Source organism: Stenotrophomonas sp. STM01 (genome assembly GCF_014852135.1).
Lineage (GTDB): Bacteria > Pseudomonadota > Gammaproteobacteria > Xanthomonadales > Xanthomonadaceae > Stenotrophomonas > Stenotrophomonas capsici.
In genome coordinates, this window is record NZ_JACVBA010000001.1 from 23,019 (window position 1) to 37,797 (window position 14,779).

Annotated in this window: 13 protein-coding genes; all 13 read left to right on the forward strand. The window is 65.8% G+C overall.

All coding sequences use genetic code 11. From position 1 onward, the window contains the following. The 13 genes from IB227_RS00125 (at position 1) to modA (ending at position 14,777) form a co-directional block, all read left to right on the forward strand. Positions 1 to 504, forward strand: coding sequence for a molybdenum cofactor biosynthesis protein MoaE (locus IB227_RS00125; RefSeq protein ID WP_192285634.1), 504 nt, complete (start codon positions 1 to 3; stop codon positions 502 to 504). Further along, positions 470 to 1,051 (forward strand): molybdenum cofactor guanylyltransferase, encoded by a 582-nt coding sequence (locus tag IB227_RS00130; protein ID WP_225591541.1) that lies wholly within the window; start codon positions 470 to 472, stop codon positions 1,049 to 1,051. Before IB227_RS00125 ends, IB227_RS00130 begins: the two co-directional genes overlap by 35 nt. Next, a complete protein-coding gene (locus IB227_RS00135) occupies positions 1,048 to 1,395 on the forward strand; it encodes a hypothetical protein (protein ID WP_192285639.1) in 348 nt (115 codons plus the stop codon). Before IB227_RS00130 ends, IB227_RS00135 begins: the two co-directional genes overlap by 4 nt. Positions 1,396 to 1,563: 168 nt before the next feature. Then, a complete protein-coding gene (locus IB227_RS00140; RefSeq protein ID WP_192285641.1) occupies positions 1,564 to 2,979 on the forward strand; it encodes a NarK family nitrate/nitrite MFS transporter in 1,416 nt (471 codons plus the stop codon). 69 nt (positions 2,980 to 3,048) lie between these two features. Then, positions 3,049 to 6,792: a nitrate reductase subunit alpha gene (locus IB227_RS00145; protein WP_192285643.1), complete on the forward strand. Its 3,744-nt coding sequence runs from the start codon at positions 3,049 to 3,051 to the stop codon at positions 6,790 to 6,792. Next, a complete protein-coding gene (gene narH / locus IB227_RS00150; protein ID WP_192285645.1) occupies positions 6,792 to 8,336 on the forward strand; it encodes a nitrate reductase subunit beta in 1,545 nt (514 codons plus the stop codon). The genes IB227_RS00145 and narH overlap by 1 nt, the downstream gene beginning before the upstream one ends. Next, entirely contained in the window at positions 8,333 to 9,013 is a 681-nt protein-coding gene (gene narJ / locus IB227_RS00155) for a nitrate reductase molybdenum cofactor assembly chaperone (protein WP_192285647.1), read from the forward strand. The genes narH and narJ overlap by 4 nt, the downstream gene beginning before the upstream one ends. Then, a complete protein-coding gene (narI, locus tag IB227_RS00160; protein ID WP_192285649.1) occupies positions 9,013 to 9,720 on the forward strand; it encodes a respiratory nitrate reductase subunit gamma in 708 nt (235 codons plus the stop codon). The genes narJ and narI overlap by 1 nt, the downstream gene beginning before the upstream one ends. Positions 9,721 to 9,723: 3 nt before the next feature. Then, entirely contained in the window at positions 9,724 to 10,617 is an 894-nt protein-coding gene (locus tag IB227_RS00165) for a peptidylprolyl isomerase (RefSeq protein ID WP_192285650.1), read from the forward strand. A gap of 23 nt (positions 10,618 to 10,640) precedes the next feature. Next, a complete protein-coding gene (locus IB227_RS00170) occupies positions 10,641 to 11,972 on the forward strand; it encodes a nitrate/nitrite transporter (RefSeq protein ID WP_192285652.1) in 1,332 nt (443 codons plus the stop codon). A 63-nt stretch (positions 11,973 to 12,035) separates the two neighbouring features. After that, positions 12,036 to 13,232: a coproporphyrinogen III oxidase gene (locus IB227_RS00175; protein WP_192285654.1), complete on the forward strand. Its 1,197-nt coding sequence runs from the start codon at positions 12,036 to 12,038 to the stop codon at positions 13,230 to 13,232. 9 nt (positions 13,233 to 13,241) lie between these two features. Beyond that, positions 13,242 to 14,015 carry a helix-turn-helix domain-containing protein gene (locus IB227_RS00180; RefSeq protein WP_192287225.1) on the forward strand — a complete coding sequence of 258 codons (774 nt, stop codon included), beginning with the start codon at positions 13,242 to 13,244 and terminating at the stop codon, positions 14,013 to 14,015. A gap of 18 nt (positions 14,016 to 14,033) precedes the next feature. Next, complete coding sequence (gene modA / locus IB227_RS00185) at positions 14,034 to 14,777, forward strand: molybdate ABC transporter substrate-binding protein (protein ID WP_192285656.1); 744 nt, start codon at positions 14,034 to 14,036, stop codon at positions 14,775 to 14,777. Positions 14,778 to 14,779 lie beyond the last annotated feature (2 nt).

The window sequence follows — 14,779 nt, forward strand, 5'->3', positions numbered from 1 at the left end:
ATGGGCGGTCAACACGCGTGGAAGGTGGTGGACCGCACGGTCGCGGCCATCGACCCGGCCGAGGCCATCGCCGCGGTATCCGACGTGGGTTTCGGGGGCATCGACGTGTTCATCGGCAAGGTGCGCGACCTCAACCAGGGGCGTGCAGTGCAGGGCATTACCTACGACCTGTTCGAGCCCTTGGTGATGCAGGAGATCGGGCGGTTGGTCGCCGAAGTGGAGGCGCAGTTCGGCCCTCGCGTCACGCTGTATGTCGCCCACGCCAAGGGGCGGTTGGCGGTGGGCGAGGTTGCGGTGGTGGTCGCGGCGGGAACGCCGCACCGGGATGCGGCGTTCCGCGCGTGCCGCCAACTGATCGAGTCGGTCAAGCACCGCCTGCCGATCTGGAAGCAGGAGCACTACGAAGATGGCGACAGCGCCTGGAGCGAAGGCTGCAGCCTGTGCCAGGACACAGCCGAAGTGGATGGCCATGCACACGCCCACGGCCAGCCAACCCACTGCTGAAGCCGGGGCGATCGCCGGTATCGTGCTGGCCGGTGGCCTGTCCTCGCGGATGGGCCGCGACAAGGCCCTGCTGCCATGGCAGGGCGTGCCGTTGCTGGTGCACATGCAGGCGTTGCTGCAACAGGCCGGTGCAGATCCGGTCCGGGTCAGCGGGGACTATCCGGCGTGGAACGGCATCGTTGATTGCGTGCCGCGCTGCGGCCCGCTGGGTGGGCTATACAGCGCGGTACGTACGCTGGTCGATGGACCCGTCTGGGTGGTGCCGGTGGACATGCCACGACTGGATGCCCGCCTGTTGATGCAATTGCGTGACGCGCCCCACAGCCGCTGTGCGCGGTTCGTCGGGCAACCGCTGCCAATGCGGTTGAACATTGATGCCGCTTGTCGCAATCTTCTGGCGTCCATGCTCCAGGACCCGGACGGGCCCCGTTCGCTGCAGGCGCTGCAGCGGGAACTGGGCGTATTGGAGCTGCCGCTCGACGCGACTGATGCGGCACACCTGGTCAACTGCAATACCCCCGCGCAATGGGAGGACGTTGCATCATGAAGATCCAGCTGCAGCAGCAATCGGTCCGCCTGCGAATCGACGAGGCGGAGCTTGCGCATCTGCTCGACGCTGATGTGCTTCGCAGCGTTACGTCCTTCGGTCCTGCCGGCGGTTTCTCGCTGGCGCTGAAACTGCAGGACGACAGCCATCCCGCACTGATGGCCGAGGGCGAAGGGTATCTGCTGAAGCTGCCACGCGAAGGGGTCCTCGCACTGGCTGCGCGCCTGCCCAGCCGTGATGGCGTCGCGTGGGACGTGCCTGCTGGCATGCAGGTGCTGCACGTGGAGTTCGACGTGGATGTACGTGACAGCATTCGCCAGCGAGGCGTCGCGCGCCGCGCCTGAGCATCGCATCGGCACTGCGTTTGACATTTGTCAGAGATACCCACCGAAAGCGCATTCGATTGATCTAGATCAACCCCGCCATCCGGCGCGCTCGGCCTAATGACGCCACGACGACGGGGAACACGCAGACACAGCAGCTCGTCGTCATTCCATAGCCCGGAGCCATGTATGACCGTCGATAGCGAACGTGCAACACGCAAGGACACCGCCGGACGCGTCATCACCGACTGGCGCCCGGAGGACCCTGCCTACTGGGAGCGGAAAGGGCAGCGGGTGGCAACGCGCAACCTGGTCATCTCGATCCCCGCGCTGCTGCTGGCGTTCTCGGTCTGGGTGATGTTCTCCGCCGTCTCGATCAGCCTGCCGCGCATCGGCTTCGATTTCACCACCGACCAGTTGTTCTGGCTGGTGGCCTTGCCCAGCCTGTCCGGTGCGACGCTGCGCATCTTCTATTCGTTCGTCATCCCGATCTTCGGCGGCCGGCGCTGGACCGCGCTCTCCACTGCATCGTTGTTGCTGCCCACGCTGTGGCTGGGCTTCGCGGTGCAGAACCCGGCCACGCCGTTCTGGGTGTTCGTCTGCATCGCCATCCTGTGCGGCTTCGGCGGGGCCAACTTCTCCTCGTCGATGTCCAACATCTCCTTCTTTTACCCGAAGCAGCGACAGGGCATGGCGCTGGGCCTGAACGCCGGGCTGGGCAACGTCGGGGTGTCGGTCTCGCAGCTGGTCATCCCGCTGGTGATCACGGTCGGCGTGTTTGGTGCGCTCGGAGGAAAGCCGCAGCCGCTGGTTGATGGCAGCGGGCAGATGTTCCTGCAGAACGCCGGCTTCATCTGGGTGCCGGCGATCGCGATTGCCGCGGTGGCGGCCTGGTTCGGCATGAACGATCTGACCAGTGCGCGCTCGTCCTTCTCCGAGCAGGCGGTGATCTTCCGCCGCAAGCACAACTGGTTGATGTGTTGGCTGTACATCGGCACGTTCGGTTCCTACATCGGCTTCTCGGCCGGGTTCCCGATGCTGGTCAAGAGCCAGTTCCCGGACGTCAACCCGATGACCTACGCCTTCATCGGACCGTTGCTCGGGGCGCTGATGCGCTCGGTCGGCGGCAGCATGGCTGACCGCTGGGGCGGCGCGCGCCTGACGTTCTGGGTGTTCGCGCTGATGATCGCGGCAGTGTTCGGTGTGCTGCAGTTCCTGCCAAACCACGGTGTGGGCGGCAGCTTCCCGGGATTCCTGGTGTCGTTCATGGCCCTGTTCGTGCTCAGCGGCATCGGCAACGGCACCACGTTCCGGATGATCCCGGTGATCTTCCGCACGCTGCACGAACGCCTGTCGGCCGGCGCCGATGCCGATGGAAAGAAGGCTGCCGCGCACCAGGCCAGCATCGAGTCCGCCGCGGTGGTGGGGTTCTCCGGGGCCATTGGCGCCTACGGTGGGTTCTTCATCCCGAAGAGTTACGGCTCGTCGATCACCCTGACCGGTGGTCCCGACATGGCGCTGTACGGATTCATTGCGTTCTACATCACCTGCCTGGCCGTTACCTGGTGGTGGTACTACCGGCGCGGGGCCGAGACCCCCTGCTGACAACGCAGTGCACCGCAGCCAGATCACACACATAGCCACGATGCAGAAGTCCGCGAAGGGAGATTCACCATGAGCTATTTCCTGGATCGCTTGCAGTTTTTCAAGCGTGACCCACAACCCTTTGCCGATGGCCACGGGTTCAGCAAGAGCGAGAGCCGTGACTGGGAGAACAGTTACCGCGCCCGCTGGCAGTACGACAAGATCGTGCGTTCCACCCACGGCGTGAACTGCACCGGCTCGTGCAGCTGGAAGATCTACGTCAAGAACGGGCTGGTCACCTGGGAAACCCAGCAGACCGATTACCCGCGCACGCGCCCGGACCTGCCCAACCACGAGCCGCGCGGGTGCCCGCGTGGCGCCAGCTACTCCTGGTACCTGTACAGTGCCAACCGCCTGAAGTACCCGCTGATCCGCGGCACGCTGCTGCGCATGTGGCGCCAGGCGCGCAAGACGATGTCGCCGGTGGAGGCATGGGCCAGCATCGTCGCCAGCCCGGAGAAGTCGCGCGAGTACAAGCGCCGGCGTGGCATGGGCGGCTTCGTGCGGCTGTCGTGGGACGAGGCCAACGAGATCATCGCCGCCTCCAACCTGCACACGGTGAAGGAGTACGGCCCGGATCGCGTGGTTGGCTTCTCGCCGATCCCGGCGATGTCGATGGTGTCCTATGCCGCCGGTGCCCGTTACCTGTCGTTGCTGGGTGGCGCCTGCCTGTCGTTCTACGACTGGTACTGCGACCTGCCGCCGGCGTCGCCGCAGATCTGGGGCGAGCAGACCGACGTGCCTGAATCGGCCGACTGGTACAACAGCCGCTACATCATCGCCTGGGGCTCGAACGTGCCGCAGACGCGCACGCCCGACGCGCACTTCTTCACCGAGGCACGCTACAACGGCACCAAGACCGTGGCGGTGTGCCCGGACTACTCCGAGCTGGCCAAGCTCACCGATCATTGGCTGCATCCCAAGCAGGGCACCGACGCGGCATTGGCGTTCGCCTTCGGCCACGTGATCCTGCGCGAGTTCCATGTCGACCGGCCTTCGCAGTACTTCCAGGACTACTGCCGGCAGTACTCGGACATGCCGATGCTGGTGCACATCGAGCAGCGCGCCGACGGCCGTCAGGTGCCAGGGCGCTTCCTGCGCGCCAGTGAACTGGGCGGGCTGGGGGAGACCAACAATCCGGAATGGAAGACGCTCGCCTTCGACGAGAACAGCGGTGACCTCACTGTTCCGAACGGCTCGATCGGGTTCCGCTGGGGCGAGAAGGGCAAGTGGAACATCGAGGAGAAGGCCAGTGATGGCCACCCGACACGCCTGCGCCTGAGCCTTGCAGACGCACATGAAGGCATCGAAGCAGTGAGCTTCCCGTACTTCGGTGGCGTGGAGAGTGACGGCTGGACCGCAGCGCCGTTCGAGGACGTGCTGGAACGGAACATCCCCGTGCGTCGCCTGCAGTTGGCCGATGGCAGCAGCGCCCTGGTGGCGACCGTCTACGACCTGCTGCTGGCCCAATACGGCGTGGATCGTGGCTTCGGCGGTGGCAATGTCGCGCGCAGTTTCGACGAGAACGTGCCGGGCACGCCGGCGTGGCAGGAGCGCATCACCGGTGTGCCCCGCGCCGAGGTAATCGAGATCGCCCGCGAGTTCGCACGCACCGCGGACAAGACGCATGGCCGCAGCATGATCATCGTCGGCGCCGGCATGAACCACTGGTTCCACAACGACATGAACTATCGCGGCCTGATCAACATGCTGGTCATGTGCGGCTGCGTGGGGCAGACCGGTGGCGGCTGGGCGCACTATGTGGGCCAGGAGAAGCTGCGTCCCCAGACCGGTTGGCAACCGCTGGCCTTCGGCCTGGACTGGAGCCGCCCGCCGCGGCAGATGAACGGTACCTCGTTCTTCTACTTCAATACCGGGCAATGGCGCTACGAGAAGCTGCAGGTGGACGAGCTGCTGTCGCCGCTGGCCGATGCCAGCAAGTACAGCGGCAGCCTGGCCGATCTCAACCTGCGCGCGGTGCGCATGGGCTGGCTGCCGTGCGCGCCGCAGCTTGATCGCAACCCGCTGGCGCTGGTGCGCGAGGCCGAGCAGGCCGGCGTCGCCCCGGCCGACTACGCGCTGGGCAAGTTCAAGGACGGTTCGCTGGACTTCGCCTTCGCCGACCCGGATGCCGCACAGAACCACCCGCGCATGATGTTCATCTGGCGCTCCAACCTGCTGGGCTCCTCGGGCAAGGGCCACGAGTACATGCTGCGCCACCTGCTCGGCACCCGCCATGGCCTGCAGGGCAAGGACCTGGGCGAGATGGGGGCGATCAAGCCGGAGGAAGTGAAATGGCGTGACGAGGCACCGGAGGGCAAGCTCGACCTGCTGGTCACGCTCGACTTCCGCATGTGCACCACCGCGCTTTACTCGGACATCGTGTTGCCCACCGCCACCTGGTACGAGAAGGACGACCTCAACACCTCGGACATGCACCCATTCATCCATCCGCTGTCCAAGGCGGTGGACCCGGCCTGGGAATCGCGTAGCGACTGGGAGATCTTCAAGGGCGTGGCCCGATCGGTGAGCGAGATGGCGCCGGGCGTGCTCGGCGTGGAGAAGGACCTGGTGCTGGTCCCGACCCTGCATGACAGCCCGAACGAGCTGGGCATGCCATTTGGCGTCACCGACTGGAAGAAGGGCCAATGCGAGGCTGTCCCGGGCAAGACCATGCCGAACATGGCGGTGGTCGAGCGCGACTATCCCAACCTGTACCGCAAGTTCACCTCGCTGGGCCCGCTGCTGGACAAACTCGGCAACGGTGGCAAGGGCATGAGCTGGGATACAAGGCACGAGGTGGAATTCCTCGGCAAGCTCAACCACACCGTGCGCGACGCCGGCGTCAGCCAGGGCCGCCCGGCCATCGACACGGCCATCGACGCGGCCGAGGTGATCCTGCACCTGGCCCCGGAAACCAACGGCCATGTCGCGGTCAAGGCGTGGGAATCGCTGGGCACATTCACCGGCCGTGAGCACACGCATCTTGCCGTGGGCAAGGAGCATGAGGCGATCCGCTTCCGTGACATCCAGGCGCAACCGCGCAAGATCATCTCCTCGCCGATCTGGTCCGGACTGGAAGACGACAACGTTAGCTACAACGCCGGCTACACCAACGTGCACGAACTGATTCCGTGGCGCACGCTCACCGGGCGCCAGCAGTTCTACCAGGACCACGAATGGATGATCGACTTCGGTGAAGCGTTGATGGGCTACCGTCCGCCGGTCAATACGCGCACGGTGGAACCGCTGCTCAACCAGCGTCCGAACGGCAACAAGGAGATCGTGCTGAACTGGATCACGCCGCACCAGAAGTGGGGCATCCACAGCACCTACAGCGACAACCTGATCATGCAGACGCTGTCACGCGGTGGCCCGATCGTATGGCTCAGCGAGGATGATGCGCGCAGCGCCGGCATCGAGGACAACGACTGGATCGAGTTGTTCAACGTCAATGGCGCCATCGCCGCCCGTGCGGTGGTCAGCCAGCGCGTGATGCCCGGCATGGCGATGATGTACCACGCGCAGGAACGCATCATCAACGTTCCCGGCTCGGAGATCACCGGCACCCGCGGCGGCATCCACAACTCGGTGACCCGCATCGTGCTCAAGCCCACCCACATGATCGGCGGCTACGCCCAGCTGGCGTGGGGGTTCAATTACTACGGCACGTGCGGCACCAACCGCGATGAGTTCGTGATCGTGCGCAAGATGGAAAAGGTCGATTGGCTGGACGGCGAAGACGCCGTGGTGGCAGCACGGGAGGTGGTGTGATGAAAGTACGTGCACAGATCGCGATGGTGCTGAACCTGGACAAGTGCATCGGCTGCCATACCTGCTCGATCACCTGCAAGAACGTATGGACCTCGCGCGAGGGCGTGGAGTACGCCTGGTTCAACAACGTGGAGACCAAGCCGGGCATCGGCTACCCGAAGGAATGGGAGAACCAGGACAAGTGGAACGGGGGGTGGGTACGCACGCGTGCCGGCAAACTGGTACCGCGCGCCGGTGGCCGCTGGCGGATGCTGGCCAAGATCTTCTCCAACCCGGACCTGCCGCAGATCGACGACTACTACGAGCCGTTCGATTTCGACTACCAGCACCTGCATGACGCGCCGGAGGTCAAGCATCAGCCTACCGCGCGGCCGCGCTCGCTGATCAGCGGGCAGCGCATGGAGAAGATCGAATGGGGCCCCAACTGGGAGGAAATCCTGGGGACGGAGTTCTCCAAGCGCGCCCGCGACTACAACTTCGACAAGGTGCAGAAGGAGATCTACGGCGCCTTCGAGAAGACCTTCATGATGTACCTGCCGCGCCTGTGCGAGCACTGCCTGAATCCGGCCTGCGTCTCGGCCTGTCCGTCCGGTGCGATCTACAAGCGCGAGGAGGATGGCATCGTGCTGATCGACCAGGACAAGTGCCGTGGTTGGCGCATGTGCGTGTCGGCCTGCCCGTACAAGAAGATCTACTACAACTGGAAGAGCGGCAAGTCCGAGAAGTGCATCTTCTGCTACCCGCGCATCGAGATGGGCGAGCCCACCGTGTGCTCGGAGACCTGCGTGGGTCGCATCCGCTACCTGGGTGTGATGCTGTACGACGCCGACCGCATTGCCGAGGCCGCATCGGTGGCCGCCGAGAAGGACCTGTACCAGGCGCACCTGGATATCTTCCTGGACCCGAACGATCCGGCCGTCATCGCGGCCGCGCGCAACGAGGGAATCCCCGACAACTGGCTGGAGGCAGCCCGGCAATCGCCGGTATACAAGCTGGCCATCGACTGGAAGCTGGCATTGCCGCTGCATCCGGAATACCGCACCTTGCCGATGGTGTGGTACGTGCCGCCGCTGTCCCCCATCCAGTCGGCCGCCGAGCGGGGTCATGTGGGCATGAATGGTGAGTTGCCGGACGTTGCCTCGCTGCGGATCCCGGTCCGCTACCTGGCCAACATGCTTTCGGCCGGTGACGAAGCGCCGGTGGTGCGTGCGCTGGAGCGCCTGATGGCCATGCGCGCCTGGCGCAGGGCGATGAACGTGGATGGGGTGGAGGACCTGCGTGCGCTGGAGCAGACCGGCCTGACGGTCGCCCAGGCCGAGGACATGTACCGCTACCTGGCCATCGCCAACTACGAGGATCGCTTCGTGATTCCCAGTGGGCACCGCGAGTACGCCAACGACGCCTTCGGCGAGCGGGGCGGCTGTGGCTTCACGTTTGGAAACGGCTGCAACGGCGACAGCCCTGCCGACCTGTTCAGCCAACGCAAGAGCACCACCTATGAGGTGCACCCCAACCGCCAGCACCGCCATGAGGTGATCAAATGAGCCTGCTCAAGCTGATCGGGGTGTTGCTGGACTATCCGCGCGATGAACTGTGGCAGCACGGGGAGGAACTGCGCCAGGCCTGCGACGAACCCGCGCTGTCGCCGGCCCGCCGCGCGCAGTTGCGGGCGTTCGTGGACCAGCTGCTGGGCAGCGACACACTGGATGCGCAGTCGGCGTGGCTGGCCACCTTCGACCGGGGCAGGGCAATGAGCCTGCTGCTGTTCGAACACATCCACGGCGAATCCCGCGACCGCGGGCAGGCGATGGTGGACCTGGTGGATGCCTACCGCCGCAACGGCTTCGCGCTCAGCGCCAAGGAGCTGCCGGACTACCTGCCACTGCTGCTGGAATACCTCTCGCATCGCCCACAGGCCGAAGCTAAGGATTGGCTGCACCACATCGGCCACATCGCCGGCATGCTCGCCGCCCGCGCGGCCGAGCGCGAACTGCCGCATGCGGTGCTGCTGGAAATCCTGGTCGAGGCCGGCGAGGGCAGGGTGGACCTGGCCCTGCTGCGCCAGCGCGCCAGCGAGGAAGTGCGCGACGACACCGCCGAAGCCATGGATGCGCTCTGGGAGGAGGAAGCCGTGCGCTTCGGCAGTGAGGCCCCGTCCGAAGACTGCAAACCGCCACATCGTTCACCGGCACGCGCCGTGCACCGGGAGATCCAGCCATGATGAGCTACTACCTGCACCAGTTCGCCTTCCAGTACTACCCCTACATCGCCGTCGCGGTGCTGCTGATCGGCAGCTGGGCACGCTATGACAGGGCCATGTACACCTGGCGCACCGGTTCGAGCCAGTTGTTGTCCGACCGTGGCATGCGCATCGGCAGCAATTGTTTCCACATTGGCATCCTGGCCATCCTCGGCGGTCACCTGGTCGGCCTGCTGACCCCGCATGCGCTGTACGAGCACTTCATCACCTCCTCGCAGAAGCAGCTGTTGGCGATGGTGGTAGGCGGCTTCTTCGGTGCGCTGTGCTTCGTCGGCATCAGCATCCTGCTGGTGCGGCGCCTGACCAACGCGCGCGTGCGTGCCACCGGCAACATCGGTGACACCCTGGTGCTGGTGCTGCTGTTCGCGCAGCTGTGCCTGGGGCTGTACAGCATCAAGGCCTCGGCCGGGCACATGGACGGCGGCGTGATGGTGATGCTGGCCGAGTGGGCGCAGCACATCGTGACCTTCCGTGCCGGCGCCGCGGACTTCATCACCGACGTCAACTGGGTCTACAAGGCCCACATCTTCCTGGGACTGACCCTGTTCCTGATTGCCCCGTTCACCCGGCTGGTGCATGTGTGGAGCATTCCTGTCAGCTATCTGTGGCGCCCGTACCAGGTGGTACGCCGCCGCCAGACCACGCTGCGTTACGGGCCGAGGGAGTAAGCCATGGGCACGCTGCCGAAGATCCTGCCGATCACGATCATCGATTCGGCCCAGCCGGTGCCCGCCGAAGCGGGCCACCACCACGACGACACGGGACAAGGCCCACGCTCGCTGGGGCAGCCGGCGCCTTGCCACCTGTTCGTTGATGGCCTGGCCATCAGTGAAGCCGACATCGCCCGCGAGATGCAGTTCCACCGGGCCATGCGCCCGGAGCAGGCACGCGCCGACGCCGCCCGTGCGTTGGTGGTGCGCGAGCTGCTGCGGCGCGAGGCTCAGCGCCTCGGGCTGGAAGAGGGGCAGGGCGATGGCCACCCGACCGACGAGGAAACACGCATCCAGCGCCTGATCGAACAGGTATTGGAGGATCGTGTTCCCAGCGAGGAAGATTGCCGACGCTATTTCAGCCAGAACCTGGAGCGCTTCCGCTCGCCGGACCGCATCCGGGTTCGGCACATCCTGCTGGCGGCGCCGGCCGATGATGTCGCCGGGCGCTTCAAGGCGCGTACCGAAGCCGAGAAAATGATCGCCGAGTTGCAGGCACAACCGCATCTGTTCGCCGATCTGGCGGCCCGTCATTCGCAGTGCCCATCAAGCACCGAGGGCGGGGAGCTGGGCTGGCTGCAGCGTGGCCAGACTACCCCCGAGTTCGACCGCCAGGTATTCCGGCTGCGCCAGGGCCTTGCAGGGTTTCCGGTGGAGTCGCGATGGGGATACCACGTGGTGAACGTGGACGCGCACGAAGCCGGGGTGGCATTGGGCTTCGAGCAGGTGTTGCCGCAGATCCGCGATTACCTGGAGCTGCAGGTGCGCCAGCGTGATGTGCAGCAGTTCCTGCTGGAACTGCGCGAGCGCTACCCGGTCAGCGGGCTGGACGAAATCGAGGCCCAGGCCGAGTAAGTTGTTTTCCTGAAGGAGTGGCGATGAGCCAGAATCTGCAATCGGTCCCCCACGGCCAGCAGCAGCGTGCCCTGTGGTTGAGTACCTTCGCGTTCACCGTGTGTTTCGCGGTATGGATGATCTTCTCGATCATCGGCATCCAGATCAGCCAGCAGCTGGGGCTGAACGACACCCAATTCGGCTTGTTGATCGCCACGCCGGTGCTGACCGGCTCGCTGAGCCGGGTGTTCCTCGGCATCTGGGCCGACCAGTTCGGTGGGCGCAAGGTGCTGGTGCTGGTGATGCTGTGTGGCGCGGTAGCGACCTGGATGCTCACCTATGCGCACACCTACCCGCAGTTCCTGTTCGCGGCGCTGTGCGTCGGCATCGCCGGCGGCAGCTTTTCGGTGGGCGTGGCCTATGTTTCCAAGTGGTTCCCGGCCAGCAAGCAGGGCACCGCGCTGGGCATCTTCGGTGCCGGCAACATCGGCTCGGCGGTCACCAAGCTGCTGGCGCCGATGGTGATGGTGGCCGCCGGCTGGACCATGGTGGCCAAGGTCTGGGCGGTCGGTCTGGCGGTGGCGGCGGTACTGTTCTTTCTTTTCAGCAAGGAAGACCCGCAACTGGAGCAGCGCCGGCGCGATGGCGTCAAGCCGATGCCGTTCGCCGAGCAGATGGCACCGCTGAGGAACCTGCAGGTCTGGCGTTTCTCGCTGTACTACTTCTTCGTGTTTGGGGGCTTCGTGGCGTTGGCGTTGTGGCTGCCGCACTACCTGGTAGGGGCCTATGGCATGGAGGTGGGAACTGCCGGCATGCTCGCGGCGTGCTATTCGATCCCGGCAAGCCTGTTCCGCGTGGTGGGGGGCTGGCTGTCCGACCGCATCGGCGCACGGCGGGTGATGTACTGGACGTTTGGGGTCTCGGCGTTGTGCACCTTCCTGCTGGCCTATCCGGACACGGTCTACGTGGTGAAGGGCATCCACGGCGAGCTGCGCTTCCACCTGGCCATCGGCGTGACCCTGTTCACCGTGCTGGTGTTCGTGCTGGGCTTCTTCATGTCGCTGGGCAAGGCGGCGGTCTACAAGCACATCCCGGTGTATTACCCGCAGCACGTGGGTGCGGTGGGTGGCGTGGTGGGCATGATCGGCGGGCTGGGGGGCTTCATCCTGCCCATCGTGTTCGGCGCCCTGAACGATGCCATCGGCATCTGGAGCAGCTGCTTCATGCTGTTGTTCGTGGTGGTCGCCGCCGCGCTTGCGTGGATGCACCATGCGATCCGCCGCATGGAACGCAGGAACTTCCCGCAGCTGGACACGCAGACCGATCTGCCCGAGGCGATCGAGGCCGCGCGGGTGGCTTCATCCTCGCGCGCTTGATCCAGATCAGGGAAATCCCCGGACAGGCACGCAAGGATGTACGCCACGTCATTCGAGGCTCCCATGGTGGAACGCACCCTGTCACTCAGCAGCGTGTTGCATCAGCCGGTCCATGTGCTGTATCCGTCGCCTGACCAGTTCAGCACCGGTTTTGGCGACGCCGGCTGGCGGACGGCGATCAGGGCCAGCAACGAACACCTGATCCCACGGGGGCTGACCCTGGCATTCCAGGCGCCCCGGCGGCAACCGGCCGGGGATGCGCAGGCATACATGCAGGCCATGCTGGCCAGCCTGAAGCTGCACCGCGCAGCGCTGGCCGAGGACCGGGAGGTGGTGGCGGTCGTCCTGCGACGCGGACTGGCGGAGTTGCTGACGTCGGCCTTGCTGGGCCACCTGCTGGACGCGGTGCCGCAGCACCTGCGGACCGTGGCGAGGCCGCAGGTCGAGGTACGGTTGGATGCCGGCAGCGGCATCGCGCCGGATGCGCTGCGCCAGGTTGGCTGCACCCGCCTGAACATCCTTGATAGCGCCGATGCGGACGGGCCGGCGTTGCTGCGTCGAGCCCAGCAGGCCCGCTTCACCGCCTGCTACTACCAGTTGTCGGTACCGTCGCAGGACGACCGGGCATTCCTGCCGCGCCTGCACGCAGTGCTGGCGTTGGCCCCCGAACGTATCCTGCTGCCATCCCCGCGTCATCTTCCGCCAGCCCCCGCGGTGGACGGCTGGTGGCGCGCCTGGCAGGACGTGTTGGCGGCCGGCTACCTGCCAATGGGCGCAGACCACTACCAGCGCGCGGACTGCGCGCATCCGGAGCGTCGCGGTGACGGGATCCGGCACTGCGACATGGCCGGGGTGCCGCGCCGCGATCGCAGTGATTTCATCGGCATCGGACTGGGCGCCTGCAGCCAGATCGGCGACGTGCTGTGCCGCCAGGAGCGGGACCTGGGGCGCTGGCTGGCCAGGCTGGATTCCGGGCACCCGGGCATTGTGTCGGGGTTGATCCTCTCCGAGGACGAGCGACTGGCCGACGAGGCAGTACAGAGCATCGCCTGTGACCACGCGCTGGACGTGGCCGCCTTCGAGTGGCGCAACGGCCTGCGCGTGGGAGAGTGTTTCGGGGAGGCGCTCGCCAGCCTGTCACCTTTCGTCGAGCAGGGGTGGCTGCGGCATGACGGACGCATGCTGCGCCTTCAACATGAAGGCCAACTGCTGTGGCGTATGATCGCCGCGTGCTTTCGCCCATCCGCCGAAACCACCTGAATGCAAAAGATGTCACCGATCCAGCCACCGCGCGGTGCAAGCGCCGCAAAGACGCCAAACCCGGCCGCCGCCAGTGACGGCGATGCCCTGCATTTCTGCAGCACCTGTGCGTTCTCCGATGCCTGCATGTCGCAAGGCTACGACAAGGCCGCGTTGTCCGAACTGCATGTCCTGGTCGATCACGTCGGCCCTTACCAGGCCGGTGATTACATCTTCCGCGCCGGCGAGCCCTTCGATTCGATCGCGGCCGTGCGTGCCGGCATGGTCAAGACCTTCGTCGATGACAGCCTGGGCAACGAGCAGGTGCTCGGCTTCAGCCTTCCCGGCGAGGTGATCGGGCTCAACGCCATCCATGGCTCGCGCTACCCATGCAACGCCGTGGCGCTGGATACCGTGCACCTGTGCCGCATCTCGTTTCCCAAGATCAGCTCGCTGGCCGCGCGCATGCCGGGGCTGCAGGCCAAGCTGTTCAGCCTGCTAAGCGCGGAAATCGGCAAGGCCGCGCTGTTGGCGGCCAATTACCGGACCGAGGAGCGCATGGCCGCGTTCCTGCTGGACACCTCGGCGCGCTATGCCCGGCGAGGCTTTTCCGCAACCCGGTTCAATCTCACGATGAGTCGCACCGAGATCGCCAACTACCTGCGCATGGCACCGGAGACCGCCAGCCGCGTGCTGCGGCGGCTCAGCGACGACGGCGTCATCGCGGTCAAACAACGCGAAATCATTTTGCTGCAGCCCGAACGTCTGGCACAAATGGCGGCAAGCGACGACCCCCACACCTGATCCCTGACGGAACCGCACATGATCCGCACCTGGCTTGCCTGCCTGCTGTTGTTCACCAGCGCCACCGCGTCGGCCGAGGACCTGACCGTATCGGCGGCATCCAGCCTGACCGAGAGCTTCCGCGAGATCGCGGTGGCCTACGAGAAGGCCCACCCCGGCACCAGGGTGGACCTGAACTTCGCTGCCTCCGGCGTGTTGTTGCAGCAGATCGCACGTGGCGCGCCGGTGGATGTGTTCGCCTCGGCGGACCAGGCCACGATGGACCAGGCGGCGACCCAGGGGCTGCTGGAGCCGGGTACCCGCCAGGTGTTCGCGCACAACAGCCTGTGGGTGGTGGTGCCGCCGCAGGCCCGGCAGCGGCCCGCCAACCTGGCGGCGTTGGCGGGCGCCGGCTTCGAGCGCATCGCCATCGGCAATCCGGACAGCGTCCCGGTGGGACGCTACGCACGCGGCGCGCTGCAACAGGCCGGGCTGTGGTCGGCACTGCAGGCCAAGGTGATCACCACCCAGAATGTGCGCCAGTCGCTGGACTACGTGGCGCGTGGGGAGGTTGACGCCGGGTTTGTGTACGCCACCGACGCGCAGGCGATGCCCGACCGGGTGCAACGCGCTTTCCAGGTGCCTGTCGATGGCGACATCAGCTATCCCCTGGCGCAGGTGAAGGGAAGCAGCAAGGCCGCGCAGGCCCAGCGCTTCATTGCCTACGTGCGTTCGGCGGCAGGGCAGGCGATCCTGCAGCGCCATGGCTTCGGCAGCCCTTGATC